Source organism: Streptomyces sp. NPDC079141 (assembly GCF_040686775.1).
Classification (GTDB): Bacteria; Actinomycetota; Actinomycetes; order Streptomycetales; family Streptomycetaceae; genus Streptomyces.
The window spans coordinates 382,850-408,335 of sequence record NZ_JBFBLP010000006.1; the positions used below are offsets into that span (position 1 = coordinate 382,850).

Consider the following 25,486-nt stretch of genomic DNA (forward strand, 5'->3'; position numbering starts at 1 on the left):
GGCGGTGGGGGCTCAGGACAGCAGCCGCTGCTCCTTCGCCACCGCGACCGCCCCCGCGCGCGTGTCCACGCCGAGCTTGTCGTAGATCCGGCCCAGGTGGGTCTTGACCGTGGCCTCGCTGATGAACAGGGCCTTGGCGATCTCCCGGTTGCCGAGGCCCTGCGCGAGCTGGCCGAGGATGTCCCGCTCACGGTCGGTGAGCGTGGGGCGCGGGTTGCGCATATTGGCCATCACCCGACCGGCGATCGGCGCCGACAGGGCCGTACGCCCCTGTGCGGCGGCGTGGATCGCGGCGAACAGTTCCTCGGGCCGCTCGGCCTTGAGGAGATAGCCGGTCGCGCCGGCCTCGATGGCGCGGGTGATGTCGGCGTCGGTGTCGTACGTGGTGAGCACCAGCACGTGCGGGCCGCCGCCGGGGGTCGAGGTCAGCCGACGGGTGGTCTCCACGCCGTCGATGCCCTCCCCCAGCTGGAGATCCATCAGCACCACGTCCGGGGCGAGCTTCGCGGCGAGCGCGAGGGCCTCCTCGCCGGTACCGGCCTCCCCGACGACCTCGATGTCCGGGGCGCTGTCGAGGAGGGCGAGCAGCCCGGCCCGGACGACGGCGTGGTCGTCGCAGAGCAGGATGCGTACGGTCATCTCGGGTTCTCCAGGTTCTCCAGGTTCTCCAACGGGATCGCGGCGGACAGGACGGTGCCCTCCCCCGGTGCCGACTCCACGGTCAGGGTGCCGCCGAGCTGGCGCACCCGCGCGCGGATCGCGGGCAGGCCGTGGCCGCGCACCCCGGTCGGCGCGTCGGGCAGCGCCGCCGGGTCGAAGCCGCGGCCGTCGTCGGCGACGTCCAGGACGGCCTGGTCGTCGAGGAGGGTGAGGGTGAGCGCGGCGGTGGCGGCGCCGGAGTGCTCCCGTACGTTGGCCAGGGCGCCCTGGGCGATGCGCAGCAGCGCCGACTGGACCCGGTCGGGCAGCTGGGGGGCGCGGCCGCCTTCGTCGACGTGGACGCGGACGGTGAGGCGGTCGCCGGACTCGCGGGCGGCGAGGGCGTGCAGCGCCTCGCCGAGGCCGCCGCCACGGCTCAGGTCGGCGGGGGCCAGGTCGTGGACGAAGCGGCGGGCCTCGGTGAGGTTGTGCTCGGCGACGGACTCGGCGGTACGCACGTGTGCGCGGGCCTTGGCCGGATCGGACTCCCAGACCCGGTCGGCGGCCTGGAGCAGCATCTGCTGACTGGACAGGCCCTGCGCGAGGGTGTCGTGGATCTCCATGGCGAGGCGCTGACGCTCGGCGAGGGTGCCCTCGCGGCGCTCGGTGGCGGCCAGTTCGCGGCGGGTGCGCACCAGGTCGTCGATCAGAGCGCGCTGGCGGGCCGTCTGGCGTTGCATGTACACGAAGATCGCGGTGGCGAGCGTGGCGACGGCGACCGGGCCGACGACCAGATCGAGGTCGAAACGCTCGGCCAGCTGGAGCTGGGCGACGATCACGAAGACGGTGAGCACGCCGACGAGGACGTAGGCGGCCCGGGGCGGCAGCTGGCGCAGGGCCACGTAGAACAGCGGTACGGCGACCCACGCAAAGCTGGGCGCCAGGGCGACGAGGACTTCCCATACGGCGACGGCGGCGCCGAGCCAGAACAGGCGCGCGGCGCTCCTTCGGCCGGCCGCAATGGCGGCAGGACCGATGACGTACAACACCCCGAGGACCACGGCAAGCGCGATCACCCAGGGGGTGCGGACATCGCCTTCGTGGCGCTGGACGAAGCGGGCCATCGCCGTGAACAGCAGCACGAAGAAGGTCACGTGCATGACGACGGCCAGCCACCGGCTGTCCGGGTCGCCCGGGATCAGCCCTTCGTCGTCGTGCCGTGGTGTCCGCATCCCTCCAGTCTTCCCCCGTCCCCGTGGCTCCTGGGTCAACCGATCGGATGACCCCCGCGTCAGCCGTCCGGTCCGCCGTGACCAGCCGGAACGTCGACGGGAGGCGGGCGGATCCGGACCCACGATGGAAGCACGGCGGACGTCGAGCCACCGACGCCGCACCGGATCCCAGGAGTTGCTGAGCCATGAAGAAGTTCTCGCGTCGTGCCCGTGTCGCCACCGGTGGCGTCGTCCTCGCGGCCGTGGCCGCCGGCACGTTCGGTGCCGTCTCCGCCAGCGCCACTTCGACGGCCGCGCCCGCCGCCGCGCCGGCCGCCGTGAAGTCCGCGGACACCTTCACCTCCACGCACCTGACGGTCGACGCCGCGACCGAGGCCGCCGAGGCCGTCCTGGACGCCGCGAAGAAGGAGAACCAGCGGGTGTCCGTCGCGGTCGTCGACCGCAACGGGAACACCGTCGTGACGCTGCGCGGCGACGGGGCCGGGCCGCAGTCGTACGAGTCCGCGGAGAAGAAGGCGTTCACGGCCGTGTCCTGGAACGCGCCGACCTCCGAGCTGGCGAAGCGGCTGGAGCAGACCCCGAACCTGAAGGACATTCCGGGGACGCTGTTCCTGGGCGGGGGCGTGCCGGTGACCGTGAACGACGCGCCCATAGCCGGTATCGGTGTCGCGGGGGCGCCGTCCGGTGACCTGGACGAGAAGTTTGCCCGTGCGGGTGTGGCTGCGCTGAACGACTGAGCGCCGCTCTTGGCCGTCGATCGGCTGCGGGGGCGTGGGGGCTGGTCGCGCAGTTCCCCGCGCCCCTTTGGCGGCGCTTCCCTACCGCTTCTCAGAAGGAGACCCTCGATGACCGCCGACCGCGACCTTCTCTCCGCCGCCGAACTCGGTGACGCGGATGCCGTGCGCGCGGCCCTCGCCGCCGGGGCTCGCGTCGAGGCGCGTGACGCGCACCGACGTACGCCTCTCCTCCTCGCCGCCCTCGGTGACCACGTGTCCGCGGCCGAAGTGCTCGTCGCCGCCGGCGCCGATCCGAACGCCCAGGACGACCGGGACGACAGCGCCTGGCTGGTCACCGGCGTCACGGGCAGCGTGCGGATGATGCGGGTCCTGCTCCCCGCCGGGCCCGACCTGAAGCTGCGCAACCGGTACGGCGGCGTCTCCCTGATACCCGCCGCCGAGCGCGGGCACGTCGACTACGTGCGGGCCGTTCTGCGCGAGACCGACATCGACGTCGACCACGTCAACCGCCTCGGCTGGACCGCCCTGTTGGAGGCCGTGATACTCGGCGACGGCGGCCGGGCGCACCAGGAGATCGTGGAGCTGCTGATCACGGCGGGCGCCAAGCCGGGCCTGCCGGACGGCGACGGGGTCACCGCCCTGGAACACGCCGAGCGCCGCGGCTTCACCGAGATCGCGGGCCTGCTGAGGGCCGTGCGGTGAGGGGCCGGAAAACGGCCGTTGGGGACAGCGGCCGTTGGGGACAGCGGTGCTGCCTCGCTAGACGCGTACCCGGAGGTAGTAGAAGCGGGTGGTCTGGGCCGTGTTCTGGTTGTCGTCGCTGGCCAGGAGCACCTTCAGACGGCCCCCCTTCGTCCACCCCGTGACCGCCATGGCCTCGATGTTGTCCAGCAGCGGGTTCGGCTGCGGCTGCTTCGCGGTCGCTCCGAGGTCCGGGCAGTCGGCGATGTCCGCGAGCAGCGTCTTCTTCACCAGGCGCACGTCGTCCTGCCCGGTGAGGTTCTCGACGGAGCTCGTGTCCGTGGCGCGGCGCGGGTCGGCGAGGTAGAGGCGGACCGTGTTGCCGACGCCGGCGGTGAAGCCGCGTTCCAGGACGAGGAGTCGGCCGTCGGGGAGGGCCTGGACCTCGGGGACGCCGAGGCCGGTGTCGGTGCGGTAGGCGTACTGGGCGGAGAGTTCGAACCGGCCCTCGTGGCGGTCCCAGGTCTGGAAGCGGACGATGCCCGCGGAGTCGCCGGAGAGGGCGTACTCCATCGCCGCCAGCAGGGTCCGGCCGCCGGGGAGCATGGTCAGCCCCTCGAAGGTGCCGTTGGTGGCGGCGCGCCCGGCCGGGGCGACCCGCAGCGCGTCCGGCACCGGCAGGCGGCCGAGGATGCGGCCGTCGGCGGAGTAGCGCCGGACGGCCGGTTCGCCCTCGCTGCTGATCAGCCGGGTGCCGTCCCGGTCGACCACCAGGCCTTCGGAGTCGAGGGCGGCGCCGTTCTCGTCGGCAAGCGCGACCACGTCACGCGGGGCGAGCGTGCGGGCGTCGAGGCCGAACAGCGCCGACCGGTCGGACACGGCGGCGAGGGAGCCGTCCCGGTCCACGGCGAGCGCGGAGAAGTTGCCGACGTACGTGCCCTCGTACGACGTCTTGTCGAGCGCGTCGGAGAAGCGGTCGATGGAGACGGACGGCGAACAGGCGTGGTCAGGCTGGGCGTTGGCGGGTCCGGCGGCGGACAGGCAGGTGGCCGCCGCCAGGGCCGCGGTGGCGGTCGCGAGTACGGTTCTCATGCGCATGGGCGCCACCGTAGGGCGGGTCGGTGAAGGGAGGGAGACCGCCAGGAGTCAACTCGCGGCGAGATCGCGGTGGATGACCTTGGCCACGCCCTGGATGGTCGTGATGCCGTAGCTCATGGTGCTGTTGCCGTGGGTGAGCACCGTGATCATGTAGTCGTGGCCGCCGCCCTTGAAGGTGCCCACGCTGTGCACCCGCCAGCCGTAGGTGGCGCGCTGGAGCCAGCCGTTCTTGACGTGCACGATGACGTCGGAGGGTGCGCCGTAGGGCGTGCCCCAGCGCTGGGAGGAGATGACGTCGCCCATCAGCTTGCGGATGTACCAGCGGGAGCTGTCGGTGAGCACCGCGTTGTGGGCCGTGAGCAGTTTCATCAGCTTCTGCTCGTCGGTGACGGTGATCTGGGTCAGACCCCAGTAGCCGTTGGCGCCGGGAACGGTCTGCGTCATGCCGGCCGCGGTGAGGAAGCCCTTCACCTTGGTCACGCCGAGCTGCTTCCACAGTTCGGTCGTGGAGGCGTTGTCCGACTTGGTGATCATGGCCGTGGCGAGGGACTTCTCGCGGCTGGTCAGGGCCCGCCCGGTCTTCTGCGCGTCCCACAGCAGGGTGGCGAGGACGGTGACCTTCACGACGCTCGCGGAGTCGTACGCCTTGGACGGGCGCAGGGTGCACGTGGTGCCGGTCGTGCGGTCGTAGAGGCCGACCGCGACGGTGCCGCTGCGGGTGGAGAGGGCGGCGGTGATGTCCTTCTTCAGTTTGTCGGCGAGGCCCGCCTTGGCGGACGTACAGCTGACGGTCGGCGTGGTGGCCGCGGCGGCGGGCGTGACGCCGGCCACACAGGCGACGAGCGCGCCGCCCGCCACCCATCTGGCGCGTCTGGATATTGCGTGAGTCATGCCCTGTTGACTCACGGGTGCGAGGGAAAGGTTGTAGGCGTGGGGGAAAGGTTGTGCGAGCCGTTACCTGCCCGGCGTCGGACTCGACCTCGACCTCCTCGATCTACCGCCTGGACCCGTCGGACGTCAGCTGAAGCTGAACAGCCCCGACCATCCCCAACGGACCCCGACCACCGGTCGGGGTCCGTTTTGGTATGTCAACTCGCGTAGACAAGGGCTGATTTGCCGATTCCCGTCACCCGATGGACACACGCCATCCATTTACACGGCCGCATGTCCATGTCACTCTCCCGGATGTCCCCCTCATTCAACTCGCGTAGAACGGACACTCCCCAATGCCCGTGAGACCGATACGCCGTTGGAAGTCCCTGGCGCTGACCGTGTCGGCCGTGATGGTCGGCCTCACCGCGCCGGCGCTCACCGCGACCCCCGCCGCCGCCACGACGACCGCGTACGACAGCACGTACTACAAGAACGCGATCGGCAAGACCGGCACGACGCTGAAGAGCTCGCTGCACACGATCATCAGCCCCCAGACCAAGATCTCGTACTCCGCCGTCTGGGAGGCGCTGAAGGTCACCGACCAGGACCCCAACAACAGCAGCAACGTCATCCTGCTGTACTCGGGCATCTCCCGCAGCAAGTCGCTCAACGGCGGCAGCACCGGCAACTGGAACCGTGAGCACGTCTGGGCCCAGTCCCACGGCGACTTCGGCACCTCCGCCGGCCCGGGCACCGACCTGCACCACCTGCGCCCGGAGGACGTCCAGGTCAACAGCATCCGCGGCAACCTGGACTTCGACAACGGCGGCAGCAGCTTCACCAACAGCGGCGGCAGCCTCGTCGACTCCAACTCCTTCGAGCCGCGCGACGCGGTCAAGGGCGACGTGGCCCGCATGATCCTCTACATGGCCGTCCGCTACGAGGGCGACGACGGCTGGCCGAACCTGGAGCCCAACGACTCGGTCAACAACGGCGGCACCCGCTACCACGGCCGCCTCTCCGTCCTGAAGGCCTGGAACGACGAGGACCCGCCGGACGCCTTCGAGGAGCGCCGCAACGACCTCATCTACACCAACTACCAGGGCAACCGAAACCCGTTCATCGACCACCCGGAGTGGATCGAGGCGATCTGGTAGGTCAACGCGCAAATCCGGGTTGGACCCCCTGCCTCAGGGGGTCCAACCCGGATTTTTGCGTTGAATCCTCAGTCCTGGGCGGGGATGTCCAGGGCGGTCCCGTACAGGCGGGAAACCCGGATCAGGATCACCACGCGCCGGTCGGGCAGCGGCTGCTCGCCGGGGGCCGCCTCGTCGGCCGGGTCCACTATCTCCGCCTCGCCCTCCGCCACGGCGAACGACCAGACGTCCGGGCCGCTGACGTGCAGTGAGGTGTGCGGGTCGCGGCGCAGCTGGCGGACCTTGAGGCGGTCGGCGGTGGAGGAGACCCGCAGTACGCGCTCCTCGGCGTTCCAGTCGTAGAGGACGGTCGACAGGTGCGGGTGGCCGGTACTCCTGACGCTCGCGAGTACGCCGAACTGCTGCTGGCTCAACAGGCGGGAGAGCTCCTGGTCGGTGAGCGCCCGAGGGGCCGGGCCGTCGTTCTTGGTGGTGCCGGTGGTGGTCTCGGTGGCGGTGAGCTCGCTCATGGGGATCAACCCTTCGGTGGTCGGGGCGGGAGGCCGGGTCAGACGGCCGCGGCGTGGGCGGGAGCCGGCGCATCGGCCGCGGGCTCCTGGGCGGCCTGCCGCTCGGGGCGGCGCAGCATCGTGAAGGCGACGGCGAAGGCGATGACCAGGAGTCCCGCGCCCACCGCGAAGGCGAGGCGGTAGCCGCCGGTCAGGGCCTCGGCCGCCGTCCGGCCGTCCGCCGCGAGGCTCTCGGTGCGGGAGGCGGCCAGGGTGGACAGGACCGCCACGCCCAGGGCCATGCCGATCTGCTGCGTGGTGTTGAACAGGCCGGACGCGAGACCGGCGTCCTCCTCGTTCGCGCCGGACATACCGAGTGCGGTGAGCGCCGGCAGCGCGAGGCCGAAGCCCGCGGCGAGCAGCATGACCGGGAGGAGGTCGACGGCGTAACCGGCCTGTACGGGAAGGCGGGTGAGGAGGCCGAGGACGCCGATGAGGAGCACGATGCCCGCCAGCAGGACGTTGCGCTCACCGAAGCGGGCGTTGAGGCGGGCGGAGACTCCCAGAGAGACCGCACCGATCACGGCGGCTGCCGGGAGCATCGCGAGGCCGGTCTCGGCGGCGCCGTATCCGAGCACGTTCTGGAGGTAGAGGGCGACGAGGATCTGGAAGGAGAAGAGCGCGGCGACCATCAGGATCTGCACCAGGTTGGCGCCGGAGACGCTGCGCGAGCGGAAGATCCGCAGCGGCATCAGCGGGTTCTTCGCGGTGGCCTGACGGACGAGGAACGCGGCGAGCAGTACGGCGGCGAGGGCGCCGAAGCCGAGGGTGCGCACCGAGGTCCAGCCGTACGACTCGACCTTGACGACGGTGTAGATGCCGAGCATCAGGCCCGCGGTGACCAGGGTGGCGCCGAGGACGTCCGCGCCCGCCCTGAGGCCGAGGCCGCGGTCACCGGGCAGGACGCGTACGGCGATCGCGAGGGTGGCGAGCCCGATCGGCAGGTTGATGAAGAAGATCCAGTGCCAGTTCAGTGCGTCGGTGAGTACGCCGCCGAGGACCTGGCCGATGGACGCGCCCGCCGCGCCGGTGAAGCTGAAGACGGCGATGGCCTTGGCGCGCTCCCTGGGTTCGGTGAACAGCGTCACGAGGATGCCGAGACTGACGGCGGAGGCCATCGCGCTGCCGACGCCCTGGAGGAAGCGGGCGGCGATCAGCACGACGGGCGAGGCCGCAACGCCGGCCAGGAGCGAGGCGGCGGTGAAGACGGCGGTGCCGGACAGGAACATGCGCCTGCGGCCGATCAGGTCGCCGAGCCGGCCGGCCAGCAGGAGCAGGCTGCCGAAGGCGATGAGGTAGGCGTTGACGACCCAGCTGAGACCGGCCGGGGTGAAGCCCAGATCGTTCTGGATGGCCGGCATCGCCACGGTCACGATGGAGCCGTCGAGGATGATCATCAGCATCCCGGTGGCGAGGACTCCGAGGGCGAGCCGGCGCAAGCGCGGGGTGGCGGAAGAAGCGGGCGACGACGCTGAGCCGGATGCGGCAAACATGCGGTCTCTCCTGTCAGTTGGGACGACAGGAGAGACCGTAGCAGATGGTTTCGTTGCAGACTATTTTTTTCGGTCCTACTTTGTTGCGCGTGCGGGCCTACCCGGACTGACGCGCCCGGCGCGCGGCGCGCGGGGCCTCGGCAGGGGTCGCCAGACCGTCGTCGACCAGGTTGCGCAGGGTCCGCAGGAGGGCCTCCCGATCCCCCTCGGGGAGCGCGGCCAGGGCGTCGCGATGCACGCGGTCGACAATCTTCTGGCTCTGCCCGGCGATCCGGGCACCCTCGTCGGTGACGGCGATGATCCGGGCCCGCCGGTCCGTACTGGAAGGGCGACGCTCGGCCAGCCCCGCCTTCTCCAGGGCGTCCACCGTCACCACCATCGTGGTCTTGTCCATGTCGCCGATCTCGGCGAGCTGGGCCTGAGTGCGCTCCTCCTCCAGGGCATGGACCAGCACACAGTGCATGCGTGCGGTCAGGCCGATCTCGGCGAGAGCGGCGGACATCTTGCTCCGCAGGACGTGACTGGTGTGGTCGAGGAGGAACGACAGGTCCGGTTCGGTGCGAGCGGGCGTCATGGCGGTCATGCCACCAGCGTAGAACAATTCGATCCGAGACAGATTATCCAGAAGAGACCTTAATCGGGCCCGCCCGGACCGCACCGCCCGGCCGGCGCCACCGCTTCAGCCCAGGTGCGTCGGCGCGAACATCCTCAGCACCGCCGGGAGCACGACCACCGAAGGCCCGGGCTCGCCCAGCGCCTTCGCCAGGTCGGACTCCAGGGTCTCGGGGGTCGTGCGGACCCCCGGGACGCCGAAGGACTCGGCCAGGGCCACGTAGTCCGGGCGGGTCAGTTCGGTCGCCGTCGGCTGGCCGAAGGCGTCCGTCATGTACTCGCGGAGGATGCCGTAGCCGCCGTCGTCGATGATCAGCCAGGTCACCGGGAGGTCGTACTGCTTGGCCGTGGCCAGTTCGGCGATGGAGTACAGGGCTCCGCCGTCGCCGGAGACGGCGAGGACCGGGCGCGTCGGGTCCGCGGCCGCCGCGCCCAGCGCCGCCGGGAAGCCGTAGCCGAGGCCGCCGGCGCCCTGGGCCGAGTGCATGTGGTTGGGGCCCTTGGCGTCGAAGGCGGACCAGGCCCAGTAGGCGAGGATCGTCATGTCCCAGAAGGACGGGGAGTCGGCGGGCAGGGCCTTGCGGACCGAGGCCAACACCTCTTGTTCCAGGGTGAGTTCCTGGGACGCGATACGGTCACGCACCCGGCCCAGCAGCTCCCGCACCCGCCCCGGGGCCGTCGGATCCTCCCGCTTCGACACCGTTTCCAGCAGCGCCTGGAGGGCGAGGCGTGCGTCCGCGTGGATGCCCAGCGCCGGATGGTTCGACTCCAGTTTGCCGAGGTCCGCCTCGATCTGGATCACCCGGCCGCGCGGCTTGAACGTGTGGTAGTTGGAGGAGAGTTCGCCGAGGCCCGAGCCGACCACCAGCAGTACGTCGGCGTCCTCCAGGAAGTCCGTCGTGTACCGGTCCTCCAGCCACGACTGGAGGGACAGCGGATGCGTCCACGGGAACGCGCCCTTGCCGCCGGGGGTCGTGACGACCGGCGCCTGGAGCAGTTCGGCGAGTTGGCGCAGCTTGCCGCTTGCGTCCGCGCGTACCACTCCGCCGCCCGCGATGATCGCCGGGCGGGTGGCCGTGGAAAGCAAGTCAGCGGCCACCGCCGTCAGTTCGGGGCGTGGCGGCAGTTCCTCGGGGAACGCGTCGCCGCCCGTGACCACCGGGATCGTCGTCTCGGCGAGCAGCACGTCCTGCGGGATCTCCACCCACACCGGGCCGTGCGGGGCGGTCAGCGCCGACTTCCAGGCCGCCTCGATCGCGGAGGGGATCTGGGACTGGGTGCGGACCGTGTGGACGGACTTCACCACGCCCCGGAACGAGGCCGCCTGGTCGGGGAGTTCGTGCAGGTAGCCGTGGCGGCCGCCGCCCAGGCCCGCCGTCGGGACCTGGCTGCTGATCGCCAGGACGGGGGCCGAAGCCGCCGCCGCCTCCTGGAGGGCGGCCAGGGAGGTCAGGGCTCCGGGGCCCGTCGACAGCAGCAGGGGGGCCGCCTCGCCCGTGATCCGGCCGTACGCGTCGGCCGCGAAACCGGCGTTGTTCTCCACGCGCAGACCGATGTACCTCAGGTCGGAGCGCCGTAGCGCGTCGAACATGCCGAGGGCGTGCTGGCCGGGCAGGCCGAAGACCGTCGTCGCGCCGAGCCCGGCCAGCGTCTCCACGACCAGGTCTCCGCCGTTGCGGCCCGGGGGAGGATTCAGGGCTGCCGAAACCTGCGCGGGCGTCGGACGGAGCACCAGGTCGTGGTCGTGGGTCACTTCGAACGAGCCTCTGCAATCTGGCGGGACATGATCGTGGTCAGTTCGTACGCGGTGTGCGACGCGGCCACCGAGGTGATCTCGGCGTGATCGTACGCGGGCGCCACCTCGACGACGTCCGCCGAGACCAGGTTGCAGGAGGCGAGGCCGCGCAGGATCTCCAGCAGCTCGCGGGAGGTCATGCCGCCCGCCTCCGGGGTGCCGGTGCCGGGAGCGTGGGCCGGGTCGAGGCAGTCGATGTCGATGGAGATGTACAGCGGGCGGTCGCCGATGCGCTGGCGCAGCTGGTCGGCGATCTCGTCGGCGCCGCGGCGGTAGACGTCGGAGGACGTGACGATGCCGAAGCCCATCTTCTCGTCGTCGGTGAGGTCCTGCTTGCCGTAGAGCGGGCCGCGGGTGCCGACGTGGGAGAGGGCGGAGGTGTCGAGGATGCCCTCCTCCACCGCGCGGCGGAAGGGGGTGCCGTGGGTGTACTCCGCGCCGAAGTACGTGTCCCAGGTGTCGAGGTGGGCGTCGAAGTGGAGCAGGGCGACCGGGCCGTGCTTCTTCGCGACCGAGCGCAGCAGCGGCAGCGCGATGGTGTGGTCGCCGCCCAGGGTCATCAGGCGGGCGCCGGTGCCGAGCAGGTCGTCGGCGGCGGCCTCGATGGTCTCGACGGCCTCGTTGATGTTGAACGGGTTGACGGCGATGTCGCCGCCGTCGGCCACCTGCGCGAGGGCGAACGGGGAGGCGTCCTGCGCGGGGTTGTAGGGGCGCAGCAGCCGGGACGCCTCGCGGATGGCGTTGCCGCCGAAGCGGGCGCCCGGCCGGTACGAGACGCCCGAGTCGAAGGGCACGCCGACCACGGCGACGTCGGCGGTGCCGACCTCGTCCAGGCGCGGGAGCCGGGCGAAGGTCGCGGGTCCGGCGTACCTCGGGATGCGGGAGGAGTCGACGGGGCCGCGGGGCGTCTCGTTGCTGCTCATGGAAAACTGCCTTCTTTCCTACGCTTCGTCGCGTATGTACATCTGCCCTCGACTCTACTGGTGAGCCGGGACCGGTTCGGACACGAGTTCGGGGGTGCGCCCGGCGAGGCGCTCGCGCCAGGCGGCGAGGACGGCGGCGTCGGTGGGCTCTGTCACCAAGGAGACGGCGATGTAGGCCGCAAGGGAAGACAGCAGGCCGTAGTAGACGGGTTCATTGGCGAGGATGCCGTACGTCGCCATCAGCCCGACGACCGCGAGGCCGCCCACGACGACCGAGGCGAGGGCGCCCTGGACGGTGCCGCGCTTCCACAGCAGCCCGCCGAGGATCGGGACGAGGAGGCCGCCGACGAGGAGGTTGTAGGCGACGGTGAGGGCCTCGACGACGTTGTTCAGCGCGATCGCGGTGACGATGACACCGACGCCCATGATCAGGATGAAGGCGCGGTTGCCCTTGACCTCGTCGTGCTCCTCGCGCCCCGGTCCGACGATGCCCCGCAGCCGCGACCAGATGTCGTTGTTGGCGACGGTGGCGCAGGCGATGAGCGCGCCGGAGGACGTCGACATCACGGCCGCGAGCGCTGCGGCCAGGACCAACCCCCGTACGCCGACGGGGAGTTCGTCCTTGACGATGGTGGCGAAGGCGTCGTCGGCGTTGGCCAGGTTCGGGTAGAGGACCTTGGCGGCCGTGCCGATGACGGCGCCGGCGAGGGCGTAGACGAGGCAGTAGGTTCCGGCCACCGTGCCGCCCCACTTGGCGGTCCTGTCGCTGCGCGCGGTGAAGACGCGCTGCCAGATGTCCTGCCCGATGAGCATGCCGAAGGTGTAGATGAGCACGTAGGTGAAGATCGTCTCGCCGCCGATGCCCAGCGGGTCGAAGTACTCGGTGGGCAGCTCGGCCTTCATCTCACTGAACCCGCCGGCTTTGACGACGGCGATGGGCAGAAGCAGCAGAAGCACCCCGATGGTCTTCACCACGAACTGCACCATGTCGGTGAGGGTGATCGACCACATGCCGCCGAGCGTCGAGTACGCGACGACGATCGAGCCGCCGAGCACGATCGCGAGCGTGCGGTTCATGTCGAAGAGCACGTCGAAGATGGTGGCGTAGGCGATCGTCGAGGTGACGGCGAGCATGAGGGTGTACGCCCACATGACGACGCCGGAGATGACGCCGGCCCGGCCGCCGTAGCGGAGGTCGAGCATCTCGGAGACGGTGTAGACCTTCAGCCGGGCGATGCGGGCGGAAAAGAAGACGGACAGGGCGAGGAGCCCGAGGCCGATCGTGAAGACCATCCACGCGCCGGACAGCCCGTACTGGTAGCCGAGACCCACACCGCCGATGGTGGACGCGCCGCCGAGGACGATCGCGGCCATGGTGCCGGAGTACATGGCGGGCCCGAGGCGCCGCCCCGCCACCAGGAACTCGCTCTTGGACTTGGCGCGGCGCATGCCCCACCAGCCCATGGCCAGCATGCCGGCCAGATAGACGACGATCACTGTGTAGTCGACGGCCATGTTGGGGCCCTCCTTCGCGCACATCCGGTGGCGTGTCGTGCAGATGCATGGGTGGGGACGCCGGCAGCGGATCGCGGGGACATCCGCCCGTACCCGCGGCTGCCGGTCTGGACTGACAGTAGGTGGCCGGAAAGCGACTGCGAAGTGTACGTTTCATCCATTGAGGCCGTACGCAGTGGAGGTTCCGCACACCATGCCGGATCCGGCTGTCCCACCCACCCCACCGGTACCGCTGTCGGCGCTCCTGGCCCGCGAGGACCTGGCCCTGCGCCTGATCGCGGGCCCGGCCGACCCGGACATCGTGATCCACTGGGCGCACACGTCGGAGATGGCGGACCCGTACCCGTACCTGCTCGGTGGCGAGCTGCTGCTGACGGCGGGCGTCCACATCCCCGAGGCGGCGGGCTCGGGAACGTACTTCGACGACTACGTCTCCCGGATCGTCGCGGCGGGCGGCGCGGCCCTCGGTTTCGGCCTGGCGCCGGTGCACGACACGGTCCCGCGCGCGCTGGTCGCGGCCTGCGAGGCGTACGACCTGCCGCTGCTGGAGGTGCCGCCGCAGACCACCTTCTCGGGCGTGGCCCGCGCGGTCTGGCAACTGATGGCCCAGGCCCGCCTGGCCGAACTCCGCCGAGTCACCGAGGCCCAGCAAAGCCTGGCCGCAGCAGCGTCCCGCCCGGACGCGGTGCCTTCGGTACTACGCCAGCTCGCCCAGCGGGTAGGCGGCTGGGCCGTGCTGTACGGACCGGACGGCACGGAGCTCGCGGAGGGGGGCAGGGAGCCGGGGGGCGAGGCGAGGACGGCGCTGGGGGATCTGGCGGGGGTAGTACGACCGGCAGCCGCCGCCTCCCCCGCAGCCGCGGGCAATCGTGCCGCTGGGGCGGCGCCCGTCCCACAGAAAGCGGCACCCCGCAGCGCCGGGCTGCGCCACCCGCCCCCACCTCAGCCCCAGCCCACCCGCACCGCCACAGACACCACCCCCGACACCCACCTGGCCACCTACGCCCTCGCCCCCACCCCCGGCTTCGTCCTGGGCGTAGCCACCCCCCACCGCGACCCCGCCGCCCACACCATCGCCTCCGTCGCCGCCGTACTCCTCTCCCTCCTCACCGGCGAACAGCACAGCGGCACGGGCGCGGCCCGTTCCTCCGCGCTCGTACGGCTCCTTCTGGGGGCCGCCCCTCAGGACGTGGCCCCCCTCCTCGGCCAAGGCGCCTGGCACGTCGTGCACGCCCATCCCGCCACCAAGACCCCCACCGCCCCCGACCCCATCGCCGCCTCCGCCCTCGGCACCGCGCTCGGCTCCCCCCTCGTGGACCTGGCCGAGGACGTCGTACGCGTCCTCGTCCCCGTCGGCCGCGAACCCACCCCCCAGCCCGGCTGGACCCTGGGCGTCAGCGATGCCGCGCAACCGGACGCGTGGCCGACGGCCGACACCCAGGCGGCCCGCGCCCTGGCCCGCGCCCGGGCCACCCGCTCCCCGCTGGTCCGCCACCACGCCCGCGCCGCCCTCACCGATCTGGTCCCGCACGACGAGGCCGAGGCACACGCGCGTGCCCTGCTCGCGCCGGTCGCCGACTCCCCCGCACTCGTCGACACGCTGCGCACCTGGCTGTCGCTGCACGGCAGTTGGGACCGCACCGCCGTCGCGCTCTCCGTGCACCGCAACACCGTGCGGCAGCGCATCGCCCGTTGCGCGGCGCTGTTGGACACCGACCTCGACGACCCCGACGTACGCATGGAGCTGTGGTTCGCCCTGCGTGAGTGAACTGCCGAGTGACCCACGTCCCAGCGTCCGGGACACCCGGCACGCCCACAGGGGTCTGCCCCACAATGGGACACATGCCGATACCCGGGACACCCAGCCGCGCCGAGCTCGTCGAACACCTCGTCAGAACCCGTATAGCGGGCGCCGTGGCGACCCCCCGCGAGAACAACCTCTCCCACTACCGCAAGCTCGCGAACGGCGACCGCAACTTCTGGCTCGGCCTGGAGCTCGGCGACCGCTGGACCGACGAGCAGGACGTGCTCGCGGTGATGGCGGAGCGCGTCGGCGTGAACGACGACCCCGAGTACCGCTTCGGCCAGGACAGCATCGACCCCGAGCTGACGGTCGACGCCCTGCAGCGGATGGCAGGCCGGCTGCGCAAGGCGGCCGACGGCGGTCAGCGGGTGCTGTTCGCCACCGGTCACCCCGGCGGCCTGCTCGACGTGCACCGCGCCACCGCCGCCGCCCTGCGCACGGCCGGCTGCGAGATCGTGGTCATCCCGGACGGGCTGCAGACGGACGAGGGGTACGTCATGCAGTTCGCGGACGTGGCGGTGCTGGAGCACGGCGCCACGCTGTGGCACACCCACTCGGGCGAGCCGATGCGGGCCATCCTCACCGCGCTGGAGCGGCTCGGCGCCCCGCTGCCCGACCTGGTCGTCGCCGACCACGGCTGGGCGGGCTACGCCGGTCAGCACGGCCTGGACTCGGTCGGTTACGCCGACTGCAACGACCCTGCCCTCTTCCTCGCCGAGTCCGAGGGCACCCTCCAGGTCGCGGTCCCGCTCGACGACCACGTCCTCAGCCCGCGCTACTACGACCCGCTGACGGCGTATCTGCTGGCGGAGGCGGGTCTGGCGTAGGCGTCGGGTCCAGGTAGACCCGGCGCACCGCCGGGAACGCCGCCCGCAACCGCTCCTCCGCCCGCTCGCAGGCCCACTCGACCTGGGCCGCCGTGGAGACGTCCCGGAAGTCGACCTTCGCGGCCACGAGAACCTCGCGCGGGCCCTGCACCAGCGTCGTCAGCTCCAGTACGGCCTCGATCTCGTCCACGACCAGCAGCTCGGCCCGGATCCGCTCCCGCATCGCCCTGGGGAGCGGGCGGCCGATCAGCAGCTCGGCGTTGGACCGGCCGAGCACCCAGGCCACGCAGAGCAGCAGCAGGCCGATGAGCAGCGAGGCGATGCCGTCCCACACGCCCGAACCGGTGAGCTGCCCGCCGAGCAGCCCGCCCGCGGCGAGCAGCAGGCCGATCAGCGCCGCGGAGTCCTCCAGGACGACGGCCTTCACGGCGGTGTCCGGGGTGTGGCGCAGATAGGTGCGGAACGGCGCCTCGAAGCGGGCGGCCTCGCCGCGCGCCTGCCGTAGGCCCGTGCGCAGGGAGTAGCCCTCCAGCAGGAAGGCGACGGCGAGGACGACGTACGAGACGAGCGGGTCGCCGAGTTCCTCGCCCTCGGCCAGGGTGTGGATGCCGTCGTAGAGGGAGAAGACGGCGCCGCCGACGAAGGTGGCGACGGCGGCCAGCAGCGCCCAAACGTAGCGTTCGGGGCCGTGGCCGAGGGGGTGGTCCTCGTCGGCGGGCTTCTCGCTGCGTTTGAGGGCGGTCAGGAGCAGTACCTCGGTGACCGTGTCGGCGACCGAGTGCGCGGCCTCGGAGAGCATCGCGCTGGATCCGCTGACGACGCCGGCGACGGCCTTGGCGGCCGCGATCCCGAGATTGGCGACGGCGGCGACGATCACCGTGAAGGTGCTCTCGCCGCCGCCGTCGTCCGCCGCTGCGCTCATGGTCCTCAGTGTCACCGAGGGCTGCGGACCACGCCTTCCTGGATGACCGTGATGGCGAGCCGGCCGTCCTGCGTGTAGATGCGGGCCTGGCCCAGGCCGCGGCCCGCGGAGGCCGACGGGGACTCCTGGTCGTACAGCAGCCATTCGTCGGCGCGGAAGGGGCGGTGGAACCACATCGCGTGGTCGAGGGAGGCGCCCACGACATCGCCCACGGCCCATCCGCCGCGCCCGTGGGCGAGCAGGATCGAGTCGAGGAGGGTCATGTCGGAGACGTAGGTGGCGAGGACGACGTGCAGGAGGGGGTCGTCGCCGAGCTTGCCGTTGGCGCGGAACCAGACCTGGGAGTGCGGTTCGCGCGGCTCGCCGAACTTGCCGTAGGGCGGTTCGTCGACGTAGCGCAGGTCCACGGCGGCGCGGGCCTCCAGGAACCGTTCGACGACGCCGGGGTCGAGATGGCCGTAGCCGCTCAGCCGTTCCTCGGAGGTGGGGAGGGTGGCGGGGTCGGGGGCGTCGGGCATCGCGCTCTGGTGCTCGAAGCCCTCCTCCGGCTTCTGGAAGGAGGCGGAGAGGGCGAAGATCGGCTGCCCGTGCTGGACCGCGACGACGCGGCGCGCCGTGAAGGAGCGGCCGTCGTTCATGCGGTCGACGGTGTAGACGATGGGCGCGCCCGGGTCGCCCATGCGCAGGAAGTACGCGTGGAGGGAGTGGGCGAGGCGGTCCTCGGGGACCGTCCGTCCGGCGGCGACGAGTGCCTGGGCCGCCACCTGTCCGCCGAAGACGCGCGGGACGACGGCGGACCGGGACCGGCCGCGGAAGATGTTCTCCTCGATCTGCTCCAGGTCGAGCAGATCGAGGAGATCCTGTAGTGCCTGGTTCATGGCAACCGATTGAACAACTGGTTGTATCGGCCAGTGATTTCCGGGACCTTACAGACCCATGTCCTTGGCGATGATCGACTTCATGATCTCGCTGGTGCCGCCGTAGATGCGGTTGACGCGGTTGTCCGCGTACAGGCGGGCGATCGGGTACTCGTTCATGAAGCCGTAGCCGCCGTGCAGCTGGAGGCAGCGGTCGATGACGCGGTGCGCGACCTCGGTGCAGAACAGCTTGGCGCTGGCGGCCTCGGCGGCGGTGAGCTCACCGGCGTCCAGGGCCTCGGTGGCCCGGTCGACGACGGCCTCGGCCGCGTCCACCTCGGCCTGGCAGGCGGCCAGCTCGAACTTGGTGTTCTGGAAGGAGGCGACGGGCTTGCCGAAGACGGTGCGCTCCTGGACGTACTCCTTGGCGAACCGGATCGCGGCCTTGGCCTGCGCGTAGGCGCCGAAGGCGATGCCCCAGCGCTCGGAGGCGAGGTTGTGGCCGAGGTAGTAGAAGCCCTTGTTCTCCTCGCCGAGCAGGTCCTCGACGGGGACCTTGACGTCGACGAAGGCCAGCTCGGCGGTGTCGGAGGTCTTCAGGCCGAGCTTGTCGAGCTTGCGGCCGATGGAGTAGCCCTCGGACTTGGTGTCCACGGCGAACAGGGAGATGCCGTGGCGGCGGTCCTCGGCCGTGGGCGCGGCGGTGCGGGCGCACACGATCACGCGGTCGGCGTGGACGCCGCCGGTGATGAAGGTCTTGGCGCCGTTGAGGACGTAGTGCGTGCCGTCCTCGGAGAGCTTGGCGGTGGTCTTCATGCCCGCGAGGTCGGAGCCGGTGCCCGGCTCGGTCATCGCCAGCGCCCACATCTCCTCGCCGGAGACGAACTTCGGCAGGAAGCGCTTCTTCTGCTCGTCGCTGCCGAGCATCTTGAGGTAGGGCAGGGCGAGCAGGACGTGCACGCCGGAGCCGCCGAACTGGACGCCCGCGCGCGCGGTCTCCTCGTAGAGCACGGCCTCGAACTTGTGCGTGTCCAGGCCGGCGCCGCCGAACTCCTCGGGCACGTTGATGCCGAAGATGCCCAGCTCGCCGAGCTGGTGGTAGAAGTCGCGCGGGGCCTGGCCCGCCGCGAACCACTCGTCGTACACGGGTACGACCTCGGCCTCGATGAAGGCGCGGATGGTCTCCCGGAACGCCTCGTGGTCCTCGTTGAACACAGTACGGCGCACGGCCGACCTCCTCCAGCTACGACTTTCTAAGCGCTTGCTCACTCAACCGTACCGGCGAGTATCCACAGGCGTCCAGAGGATCAGTCCCGTAACGCTCGTCACGCCTCGCCGCTCGCGGCGGCGAAGGCTCCGCGAGCCATCCGGTGCAGCAGCTGCGCCGTGGCGCCCCGGCCGGGCAGGGAGCCGGGGCGGCCCAGGTGCGGGGTGGAGTTGAGCAGGCCGAAGACGGAGTGCACCGCCGAGCGGGCCGTCGGCTCCGCGAGCTCGGGGTAGACCTCACGGACCACCTCCACCCACAGCTCGACGTACTGCCGCTGGAGCTGGCGGACCAGCTTGCGGTCGCTGTCGCGGAGGCGGTCCAGCTCGCGGTCGTGCAGGGTGATCAGGGGGCGGTCGTCGAGCGCGAAGTCGATGTGGCCCTCGATGAGGGAGTCCAGGACCTCGTCCGGACCCGACCCGTCGGCCTCGGCCAGGCGCCGCTTCGCGCCGGTCAGCAGCTGGCCGCTGATCCCTACCAGCAGCTCCGCCAGCATCGCGTCCTTGCCCGCGAAGTGTCGGTAGAGCCCGGGTCCGCTGATGCCGACAGCGGCGCCTATCTCGTCCACGCCGACGCCGTGGAAGCCGCGCTCGGCGAAGAGTCGAGCGGCCTCCTTGAGGATCTGCTCGCGGCGGGTGGGGGCGTCGGTTCTGGTGGCCATGGAAGCAATTCTAGACAGGGAGGTTAGCGCTCGTTAACCTGAAGGAAATGCGTTAACGCTCATTAACAAGGTGAGGGGACCCGCAGGATGTTCGAGGCACCGGAGCTTCACAGCGCGGCAGACCCCGCGTCGGAGGCCTGGCAGGCCAATGAGGAGGCCCACCGCGCGCTCGTCGAGGAGCTGCGCGGCAAGCTCGCCGCCGCCCGGCTCGGCGGTGGCGAGAAGGCGCGCGCCCGGCACACCGCGCGCGGGAAGCTGCTCCCGCGCGACCGTGTCGACACCCTCCTCGACCCCGGTTCGCCCTTCCTGGAGCTGGCGCCCCTCGCCGCCGACGGGCTCTACGACGGCCAGGCCCCGGCGGCCGGGGTGATCGCCGGAATCGGCCGGGTCAGCGGGCGCGAGTGCGTGATCGTCGCCAACGACGCCACCGTCAAGGGCGGCACGTACTACCCGATGACCGTCAAGAAGCACCTCCGCGCCCAGGAGGTCGCCCTGGAGAACCGGCTTCCGTGTCTCTACCTGGTCGACTCCGGGGGCGCCTTCCTGCCCATGCAGGACGAGGTCTTCCCCGACCGCGAGCACTTCGGGCGGATCTTCTACAACCAGGCCCGGATGTCCGGCGCCGGGATCCCGCAGATCGCGGCCGTCCTCGGTTCGTGCACGGCCGGTGGGGCGTACGTCCCCGCCATGAGCGACGAGGCCGTGATCGTCCGCAACCAGGGCACGATCTTCCTCGGCGGCCCCCCGCTGGTGAAGGCGGCCACCGGCGAGGTCGTCACCGCCGAGGAGCTGGGCGGCGGCGAGGTCCACTCGCGCGTGTCGGGCGTCACCGACCATCTCGCGGAGGACGACGCGCACGCCCTGCGGATCGTCCGGACGATCGTCTCCACCCTCCCCGCGCGCGGATCGCTGCCCTGGCAGGTGCAGACGGCGGCCGAGCCGAAGGTCGACCCGGCCGGGCTCTACGGCGCCGTACCCGTCGACTCCCGCACCCCCTACGACGTACGCGAGGTCATCGCGCGCGTGGTCGACGGCTCCCGGTTCGCGGAGTTCAAGGCCGAGTTCGGACAGACCCTCGTCACCGGCTTCGCCCGTATCCACGGCCACCCGGTCGGCATCGTCGCCAACAACGGCATCCTGTTCTCGGAGTCCGCCCAGAAGGGCGCCCACTTCATCGAGCTGTGCGACCAGCGCGGGATCCCGCTGGTGTTCCTCCAGAACATCTCCGGGTTCATGGTCGGCCGGGACTACGAGGCCGGCGGCATCGCCAAGCACGGCGCCAAGATGGTCACCGCCGTCGCCACCACCCGGGTGCCGAAGCTGACGGTCGTGGTCGGCGGCTCGTACGGCGCGGGCAACTACTCCATGTGCGGCCGGGCCTACTCCCCCCGCTTCCTGTGGATGTGGCCGAGCGCCAAGATCTCCGTCATGGGCGGCGAGCAGGCCGCCTCCGTCCTCGCCACCGTCAAGCGCGACCAGCTCGAAGCCCGCGGCGAGGCCTGGCCGGCCGAGGAGGAAGAGTCCTTCAAGGCCCCGATCCGCGCACAGTACGAGCGTCAGGGCAACGCCTACTACGCCACCGCCCGCCTCTGGGACGACGGGGTCATCGACCCCCTGGAGACCCGGCAGGTGCTGGGTCTGGCCCTGACCGCCTGCGCCAACGCCCCGCTGGGTGACCCCCAGTTCGGCGTCTTCCGGATGTGAGGACCCATGTTTGACACAGTGCTTGTCGCCAACCGGGGCGAGATCGCGGTCCGCGTCATCCGCACCCTCCGACAGCTGGGCGTGCGCTCGGTGGCCGTCTTCTCCGACGCCGACGCCGACGCGCGGCACGTCCGGGAGGCCGACACCGCCGTGCGGATCGGCCCGGCGCCGGCCGCCGAGAGCTATCTGTCCGCCGAGCGGCTCCTGGAGGCCGCCGCCCGCACCGGCGCCCAGGCCGTGCACCCGGGCTACGGCTTCCTCGCGGAGAACGCGGGCTTCGCGCGCGCGTGCGCCGAGGCGGGCCTCGTCTTCATCGGGCCGCCCGCGGACGCCATCTCCCTGATGGGCGACAAGATCCGCGCCAAGGAGACCGTGAAGGCGGCCGGAGTCCCCGTCGTCCCCGGCGGCCGCGACCCCGAACTCGCCGAGGCCGCCCGTGAGCTGGGCGCCCCCGTACTGCTCAAGCCCAGCGCGGGCGGCGGCGGCAAGGGCATGCGCCTGGTGCGGGACCTGACCGTGCTGGAGGAGGAGATCGCGGCCGCCCGCCGCGAGGCCCGCGCCTCCTTCGGCGACGACACGCTCCTGGTGGAGCGGTGGATCGACCGCCCCCGGCACATCGAGATCCAGGTCCTGGCGGACGGTCACGGCAATGTCGTGCACCTGGGCGAGCGCGAGTGCTCCCTCCAGCGCCGCCACCAGAAGATCATCGAGGAGGCGCCGAGCGTGCTCCTCGACGAGGAGACCCGGGCCTCGATGGGCGAGGCGGCCGTCCAGGCGGCGCGCTCCTGCGGCTACCGGGGCGCGGGCACGGTGGAGTTCATCGTGCCGGGCGGCGATCCCTCCGCGTACTACTTCATGGAGATGAACACCCGCCTCCAGGTGGAGCACCCGGTCACCGAACTCATCACCGGCCTGGACCTGGTGGAGTGGCAGCTGCGGGTGGCGGCGGGCGAACCGCTCGCCTTCGCGCAGGACGACATCACGCTCACCGGGCACGCCGTCGAGGCCCGGATCTGCGCCGAGGACCCCGCCCGCGGATTCCTGCCGTCGGGCGGCACGGTCCTGAGGCTGCGCGAGCCGGAGGGCGCCGGCGTGCGCACCGACTCGGGGCTGAGCGAGGGCACCGAGGTCGGCAGCCTGTACGACCCGATGCTGTCCAAGGTGATCGCATACGGCCCCGACCGTGCGACCGCGCTCAGAAAGCTCCGGGCCGCCCTCGCGGAGACGATCACGCTGGGCGTGCCGACGAACGCGGGGTTCCTGCGCCGGCTGCTGGCCCATCCGGACGTGGTCGCGGGCGAGCTGGACACGGGGCTGGTGGAGCGGGAGGCGGATTCGCTCGTCCCGGCGGACGTGCCCGAGGAGGTCTACGAGGCCGCCGCCGCCGTACGGCTCGACGCGCTGCAACCGCGGGCGGGCGGCTGGACCGATCCCTTCTCGGTGCCGAACGGCTGGCGGCTGGGCGGGCAGGCCAGGACCGTCGGCTTCCCCCTGCGCGTGCCGGGACTCGAACCCGTCACTCATGAGGCGAAGGGCACGCACACCGTCACCGACGAGACCGTGTCCGTCACCCTCGACGGCGTCCGCCACACCTTCCACCGCGCCGCCGACTGGCTCGGCCGCGACGGCGACGCCTGGCACGTACGCGACCACGACCCGGTGGCGGCCTCGCTCACGGGCGCCGGAGCGAGCGGCGCCGAATCCCTCACCGCACCCATGCCCGGCACGGTGACCGTGGTGAAGGTCGCGGTCGGCGACGAGGTGACCGCCGGTCAGAGCCTGCTGGTCGTGGAGGCGATGAAGATGGAGCACGTCATCTCCGCCCCGCACGCGGGCACGGTCGCCGAACTGGACGTCTCGCCGGGCAGCACGGTCGCCATGGACCAGGTCCTGGCAGTGATCGCACCGCACGAGGAGGCGCAGCCATGACGCTCCCCATGGTCGTACCGGCCCCGGACCTGCCCGCCCGCGTCCGTATCCACGAGGTCGGCGCCCGCGACGGCCTGCAGAACGAGAAGGCGACCGTGCCGACGGAGGTAAAGGCGGAGTTCGTCCGCCGCCTGGCCGACGCCGGACTGACCACGATCGAGGCGACCAGTTTCGTCCACCCCAAGTGGGTGCCCCAACTCGCCGACGCCGAGCAGCTGTTCCCGCTCGTCGCCGGCCTCCCGGTCGCGCTGCCGGTGCTGGTGCCGAACGAACGCGGCCTGGACCGGGCGCTCACCCTGGGCGCCACGCGCGTGGCCGTCTTCGCCAGCGCCACGGAGTCCTTCGCCAAGGCCAACCTCAACCGGACGGTGGACGAGGCGCTGGCCATGTTCGAGCCGGTGGTGGCCCGGGCGAAGGCCGAGGGCATGCACGTCCGCGGCTATCTCTCCATGTGCTTCGGCGACCCCTGGGAGGGCGCGGTCCCCGTCCAGCAGGTCGTCGGGGTCTGCAAGGCGCTCAGGGACATGGGCTGCGACGAGCTGAGCCTCGGCGACACGATCGGGGTCGCGACCCCGGGCCATGTGCGCGAGCTGCTCTCCGCCCTGAACCGGGACGGCGTGCCCACCGACGCCATCGGCGTCCACTTCCACGACACCTACGGCCAGGCCCTCGCCAACACCCTCGCGGCCCTTCAGCACGGCGTCAGCACGGTCGACGCCTCCGCGGGCGGCCTCGGCGGCTGCCCCTACGCGAAGTCCGCCACCGGCAACCTCGCCACCGAGGACCTGGTGTGGATGCTCCAGGGCCTCGGCATCGACACCGGAGTCGACCTCGGCCGCCTCGTCGCCACAAGCGCATGGATGGCCGGACACCTGGGCCGGCCCAGCCCGTCCCGCACCGTACGAGCCCTCTCCCACAAGGAGTGACCCCGATGAACCACAAGCTCTCCCCAGAGCTCGAAGAACTGCGCCGCACGGTGGAGGAGTTCGCGCACGACGTCGTGGCCCCCAAGATCGGCGACTTCTACGAGCGGCACGAGTTCCCGTACGAGATCGTGCGGGAGATGGGCCGCATGGGCCTGTTCGGACTGCCGTTCCCCGAGGAGTACGGCGGGATGGGCGGCGACTATCTGGCCCTGGGTGTGGCGCTGGAGGAACTGGCCCGCGTCGACTCCTCGGTGGCCATCACCCTGGAGGCCGGGGTCTCACTCGGCGCCATGCCGATCCACCTGTTCGGCACCGAGGAGCAGAAGCGCACCTGGCTGCCCCGGCTGTGCTCGGGCGAGATGCTCGGCGCGTTCGGGCTGACGGAGCCGGACGGCGGCTCCGACGCGGGCGCGACCCGCACGACGGCCCGGCTGGACCCGGAGACGGACGAGTGGGTGATCAACGGCACCAAGTGCTTCATCACCAACTCGGGCACGGACATCACGGGCCTGGTGACGGTCACGGCCGTGACCGGCCGCAAGCCCGACGGCAAGCCCCTCATCTCCTCGATCATCGTGCCCTCGGGCACCCCGGGCTTCACGGTCGCGCCGGCCTACTCCAAGGTCGGCTGGAACGCCTCCGACACCCGTGAGCTGTCCTTCTCCGACGTCCGTGTCCCGGCGGCCAACCTGCTGGGCGAGGCGGGCCGGGGCTACGCCCAGTTCCTGCGCATCCTGGACGAGGGCCGCATCGCGATCGCGGCGCTGGCGACGGGACTTGCGCAGGGCTGCGTCGACGAGTCGGTGAAGTACGCCCGGGAGCGGCACGCCTTCGGCAAGCCGATCGGCGCCAACCAGGCCATCCAGTTCAAGCTCGCCGACATGGAGATGCGCGCCCACACGGCCCGATTGGCGTGGCGCGACGCGGCGTACCGGCTGGTGGCCGGGGAGCCGTTCAAGAAGGAGGCGGCGCTCGCCAAGCTGTACTCGTCGACGATCGCGGTGGACAACGCCCGTGACGCGACGCAGATCCACGGCGGCTACGGCTTCATGAACGAGTACCCGGTGGCCCGAATGTGGCGCGACTCCAAGATCCTCGAAATCGGCGAGGGCACGAGCGAGGTCCAACGGATGCTGATCGCAAGGGAGTTGGGGCTGCCGGCGTAGTACGGGGGCATGTGACAGGGACATCTGACACGGCAGTTGTAGATCTGGTCATGGCTGATCTTGGAGGACGTGTCGGTGCTGGTGGCAGGCTCGCGCGACAGCTTGATGGTGTCGGCGCCAGGT

At 71.4% G+C, this 25,486-nt stretch carries 23 protein-coding genes; 9 read left to right on the forward strand and 14 right to left on the reverse strand.

Annotated features, from left to right (window positions below):
* Nucleotides 1-12: 12 nt before the first annotated feature.
* A complete protein-coding gene (locus AB0Q90_RS20235) occupies nt 13-639 on the reverse strand; it encodes a response regulator transcription factor (protein WP_363165536.1) in 627 nt (208 codons plus the stop codon).
* The gene (locus AB0Q90_RS20240) at nt 636-1,871 is read right to left on the reverse strand and encodes a sensor histidine kinase (protein ID WP_363165537.1); all 1,236 of its coding nucleotides are present in this window, start codon (nt 1,869-1,871) and stop codon (nt 636-638) included. The genes AB0Q90_RS20235 and AB0Q90_RS20240 overlap by 4 nt, the downstream gene beginning before the upstream one ends.
* Before the next feature lie 185 nt (nt 1,872-2,056).
* On the opposite strand from AB0Q90_RS20240, the gene AB0Q90_RS20245 reads away from it, so the two are divergent.
* Both AB0Q90_RS20245 and AB0Q90_RS20250 read left to right on the forward strand, forming a co-directional pair.
* The gene (locus AB0Q90_RS20245; RefSeq protein ID WP_363165538.1) at nt 2,057-2,608 is read left to right on the forward strand and encodes a heme-binding protein; all 552 of its coding nucleotides are present in this window, start codon (nt 2,057-2,059) and stop codon (nt 2,606-2,608) included.
* 108 nt (nt 2,609-2,716) lie between these two features.
* A complete protein-coding gene (locus AB0Q90_RS20250; protein ID WP_363165539.1) occupies nt 2,717-3,310 on the forward strand; it encodes an ankyrin repeat domain-containing protein in 594 nt (197 codons plus the stop codon).
* Nucleotides 3,311-3,367: 57 nt separating this feature from the next.
* Here AB0Q90_RS20250 and AB0Q90_RS20255 read toward each other — a convergent pair whose 3' ends face one another.
* Nucleotides 3,368-4,387 carry an esterase-like activity of phytase family protein gene (locus AB0Q90_RS20255; protein WP_363165540.1) on the reverse strand — a complete coding sequence of 340 codons (1,020 nt, stop codon included), beginning with the start codon at nt 4,385-4,387 and terminating at the stop codon, nt 3,368-3,370.
* Between the two features lie 48 nt (nt 4,388-4,435).
* Nucleotides 4,436-5,278, reverse strand: coding sequence for a serine hydrolase (locus tag AB0Q90_RS20260; RefSeq protein WP_363165541.1), 843 nt, complete (start codon nt 5,276-5,278; stop codon nt 4,436-4,438).
* Nucleotides 5,279-5,613: 335 nt separating this feature from the next.
* Between AB0Q90_RS20260 and AB0Q90_RS20265 the strand changes: the two genes are divergently transcribed.
* Entirely contained in the window at nt 5,614-6,417 is an 804-nt protein-coding gene (locus tag AB0Q90_RS20265; protein WP_363165542.1) for an endonuclease, read from the forward strand.
* A 68-nt stretch (nt 6,418-6,485) separates the two neighbouring features.
* On the opposite strand, the gene AB0Q90_RS20270 is transcribed toward AB0Q90_RS20265, so the two are convergent.
* The 6 genes from AB0Q90_RS20270 to AB0Q90_RS20295 all read right to left on the reverse strand — a co-directional run bounded on the left by AB0Q90_RS20270 (nt 6,486) and on the right by AB0Q90_RS20295 (nt 13,303).
* Nucleotides 6,486-6,926 (reverse strand): pyridoxamine 5'-phosphate oxidase family protein, encoded by a 441-nt coding sequence (locus AB0Q90_RS20270; protein WP_363165543.1) that lies wholly within the window; start codon nt 6,924-6,926, stop codon nt 6,486-6,488.
* Nucleotides 6,927-6,964: 38 nt separating this feature from the next.
* Entirely contained in the window at nt 6,965-8,458 is a 1,494-nt protein-coding gene (locus AB0Q90_RS20275) for an MFS transporter (protein ID WP_363165544.1), read from the reverse strand.
* A 97-nt stretch (nt 8,459-8,555) separates the two neighbouring features.
* Entirely contained in the window at nt 8,556-9,041 is a 486-nt protein-coding gene (locus AB0Q90_RS20280) for a MarR family winged helix-turn-helix transcriptional regulator (protein WP_363165545.1), read from the reverse strand.
* Between the two features lie 96 nt (nt 9,042-9,137).
* Complete coding sequence (locus AB0Q90_RS20285; protein ID WP_363165546.1) at nt 9,138-10,823, reverse strand: thiamine pyrophosphate-binding protein; 1,686 nt, start codon at nt 10,821-10,823, stop codon at nt 9,138-9,140.
* Nucleotides 10,820-11,788 carry an agmatinase gene (speB, locus tag AB0Q90_RS20290; RefSeq protein ID WP_363165548.1) on the reverse strand — a complete coding sequence of 323 codons (969 nt, stop codon included), beginning with the start codon at nt 11,786-11,788 and terminating at the stop codon, nt 10,820-10,822. The genes AB0Q90_RS20285 and speB overlap by 4 nt, the downstream gene beginning before the upstream one ends.
* A gap of 54 nt (nt 11,789-11,842) precedes the next feature.
* The gene (locus AB0Q90_RS20295) at nt 11,843-13,303 is read right to left on the reverse strand and encodes a sodium:solute symporter (protein WP_363165549.1); all 1,461 of its coding nucleotides are present in this window, start codon (nt 13,301-13,303) and stop codon (nt 11,843-11,845) included.
* Nucleotides 13,304-13,496: 193 nt separating this feature from the next.
* Here AB0Q90_RS20295 and AB0Q90_RS20300 point away from each other — a divergent pair, with 193 nt between their 5' ends.
* Complete coding sequence (locus tag AB0Q90_RS20300) at nt 13,497-15,071, forward strand: PucR family transcriptional regulator ligand-binding domain-containing protein (RefSeq protein ID WP_363165550.1); 1,575 nt, start codon at nt 13,497-13,499, stop codon at nt 15,069-15,071.
* Between the two features lie 74 nt (nt 15,072-15,145).
* Entirely contained in the window at nt 15,146-15,934 is a 789-nt protein-coding gene (locus AB0Q90_RS20305) for a phosphatase (protein ID WP_363165551.1), read from the forward strand.
* Here the strand turns inward: AB0Q90_RS20305 and AB0Q90_RS20310 are convergent.
* The 4 genes from AB0Q90_RS20310 to AB0Q90_RS20325 all read right to left on the reverse strand — a co-directional run bounded on the left by AB0Q90_RS20310 (nt 15,873) and on the right by AB0Q90_RS20325 (nt 19,638).
* The gene (locus AB0Q90_RS20310) at nt 15,873-16,856 is read right to left on the reverse strand and encodes a cation diffusion facilitator family transporter (protein ID WP_363165552.1); all 984 of its coding nucleotides are present in this window, start codon (nt 16,854-16,856) and stop codon (nt 15,873-15,875) included. The genes AB0Q90_RS20305 and AB0Q90_RS20310 overlap by 62 nt on opposite strands.
* 11 nt (nt 16,857-16,867) lie before the next feature.
* The gene (locus AB0Q90_RS20315; protein ID WP_363165553.1) at nt 16,868-17,734 is read right to left on the reverse strand and encodes an acyl-CoA thioesterase II; all 867 of its coding nucleotides are present in this window, start codon (nt 17,732-17,734) and stop codon (nt 16,868-16,870) included.
* Nucleotides 17,735-17,782: 48 nt separating this feature from the next.
* Nucleotides 17,783-18,940, reverse strand: a complete 1,158-nt coding sequence (locus AB0Q90_RS20320; protein ID WP_363165554.1) for an acyl-CoA dehydrogenase family protein — start codon at nt 18,938-18,940, stop codon at nt 17,783-17,785.
* 98 nt (nt 18,941-19,038) lie between these two features.
* Nucleotides 19,039-19,638: a TetR/AcrR family transcriptional regulator gene (locus AB0Q90_RS20325; protein ID WP_363165555.1), complete on the reverse strand. Its 600-nt coding sequence runs from the start codon at nt 19,636-19,638 to the stop codon at nt 19,039-19,041.
* A gap of 87 nt (nt 19,639-19,725) precedes the next feature.
* On the opposite strand from AB0Q90_RS20325, the gene AB0Q90_RS20330 reads away from it, so the two are divergent.
* The 4 genes from AB0Q90_RS20330 to AB0Q90_RS20345 are packed head-to-tail and all read left to right on the forward strand — an operon-like array spanning nt 19,726 to nt 25,363.
* Nucleotides 19,726-21,342, forward strand: a complete 1,617-nt coding sequence (locus tag AB0Q90_RS20330; RefSeq protein ID WP_363165556.1) for a carboxyl transferase domain-containing protein — start codon at nt 19,726-19,728, stop codon at nt 21,340-21,342.
* 6 nt (nt 21,343-21,348) lie between these two features.
* Nucleotides 21,349-23,271: an acetyl/propionyl/methylcrotonyl-CoA carboxylase subunit alpha gene (locus tag AB0Q90_RS20335; RefSeq protein ID WP_363165557.1), complete on the forward strand. Its 1,923-nt coding sequence runs from the start codon at nt 21,349-21,351 to the stop codon at nt 23,269-23,271.
* Entirely contained in the window at nt 23,268-24,197 is a 930-nt protein-coding gene (locus tag AB0Q90_RS20340) for a hydroxymethylglutaryl-CoA lyase (protein ID WP_363165558.1), read from the forward strand. Before AB0Q90_RS20335 ends, AB0Q90_RS20340 begins: the two co-directional genes overlap by 4 nt.
* 5 nt (nt 24,198-24,202) lie before the next feature.
* Complete coding sequence (locus AB0Q90_RS20345) at nt 24,203-25,363, forward strand: acyl-CoA dehydrogenase family protein (protein ID WP_363165560.1); 1,161 nt, start codon at nt 24,203-24,205, stop codon at nt 25,361-25,363.
* Nucleotides 25,364-25,486: the final 123 nt, after the last annotated feature.

Excerpts from the sequence above, each read along its gene's own strand:
- AB0Q90_RS20305 (WP_363165551.1), top strand. The coding sequence starts at position 15,146 with ATGCCGATACCCGGGACACCCAGCCGCGCCGAGCTCGTCGAACACCTC.
- AB0Q90_RS20300 (WP_363165550.1), top strand. The coding sequence starts at position 13,497 with ATGCCGGATCCGGCTGTCCCACCCACCCCACCGGTACCGCTGTCGGCG.
- AB0Q90_RS20330 (WP_363165556.1), top strand. The coding sequence starts at position 19,726 with ATGTTCGAGGCACCGGAGCTTCACAGCGCGGCAGACCCCGCGTCGGAG.
- AB0Q90_RS20245 (WP_363165538.1), top strand. The coding sequence starts at position 2,057 with ATGAAGAAGTTCTCGCGTCGTGCCCGTGTCGCCACCGGTGGCGTCGTC.
- AB0Q90_RS20315 (WP_363165553.1), bottom strand. The coding sequence starts at position 17,734 with ATGAACCAGGCACTACAGGATCTCCTCGATCTGCTCGACCTGGAGCAG.
- AB0Q90_RS20325 (WP_363165555.1), bottom strand. The coding sequence starts at position 19,638 with ATGGCCACCAGAACCGACGCCCCCACCCGCCGCGAGCAGATCCTCAAG.
- AB0Q90_RS20310 (WP_363165552.1), bottom strand. The coding sequence starts at position 16,856 with ATGAGCGCAGCGGCGGACGACGGCGGCGGCGAGAGCACCTTCACGGTG.
- AB0Q90_RS20250 (WP_363165539.1), top strand. The coding sequence starts at position 2,717 with ATGACCGCCGACCGCGACCTTCTCTCCGCCGCCGAACTCGGTGACGCG.
- AB0Q90_RS20335 (WP_363165557.1), top strand. The coding sequence starts at position 21,349 with ATGTTTGACACAGTGCTTGTCGCCAACCGGGGCGAGATCGCGGTCCGC.
- AB0Q90_RS20270 (WP_363165543.1), bottom strand. The coding sequence starts at position 6,926 with ATGAGCGAGCTCACCGCCACCGAGACCACCACCGGCACCACCAAGAAC.
- AB0Q90_RS20275 (WP_363165544.1), bottom strand. The coding sequence starts at position 8,458 with ATGTTTGCCGCATCCGGCTCAGCGTCGTCGCCCGCTTCTTCCGCCACC.
- AB0Q90_RS20345 (WP_363165560.1), top strand. The coding sequence starts at position 24,203 with ATGAACCACAAGCTCTCCCCAGAGCTCGAAGAACTGCGCCGCACGGTG.
- AB0Q90_RS20260 (WP_363165541.1), bottom strand. The coding sequence starts at position 5,278 with ATGACTCACGCAATATCCAGACGCGCCAGATGGGTGGCGGGCGGCGCG.
- AB0Q90_RS20340 (WP_363165558.1), top strand. The coding sequence starts at position 23,268 with ATGACGCTCCCCATGGTCGTACCGGCCCCGGACCTGCCCGCCCGCGTC.
- AB0Q90_RS20280 (WP_363165545.1), bottom strand. The coding sequence starts at position 9,041 with ATGACCGCCATGACGCCCGCTCGCACCGAACCGGACCTGTCGTTCCTC.
- speB (WP_363165548.1), bottom strand. The coding sequence starts at position 11,788 with ATGAGCAGCAACGAGACGCCCCGCGGCCCCGTCGACTCCTCCCGCATC.
- AB0Q90_RS20240 (WP_363165537.1), bottom strand. The coding sequence starts at position 1,871 with ATGCGGACACCACGGCACGACGACGAAGGGCTGATCCCGGGCGACCCG.
- AB0Q90_RS20295 (WP_363165549.1), bottom strand. The coding sequence starts at position 13,303 with ATGGCCGTCGACTACACAGTGATCGTCGTCTATCTGGCCGGCATGCTG.
- AB0Q90_RS20235 (WP_363165536.1), bottom strand. The coding sequence starts at position 639 with ATGACCGTACGCATCCTGCTCTGCGACGACCACGCCGTCGTCCGGGCC.
- AB0Q90_RS20255 (WP_363165540.1), bottom strand. The coding sequence starts at position 4,387 with ATGCGCATGAGAACCGTACTCGCGACCGCCACCGCGGCCCTGGCGGCG.
- AB0Q90_RS20265 (WP_363165542.1), top strand. The coding sequence starts at position 5,614 with ATGCCCGTGAGACCGATACGCCGTTGGAAGTCCCTGGCGCTGACCGTG.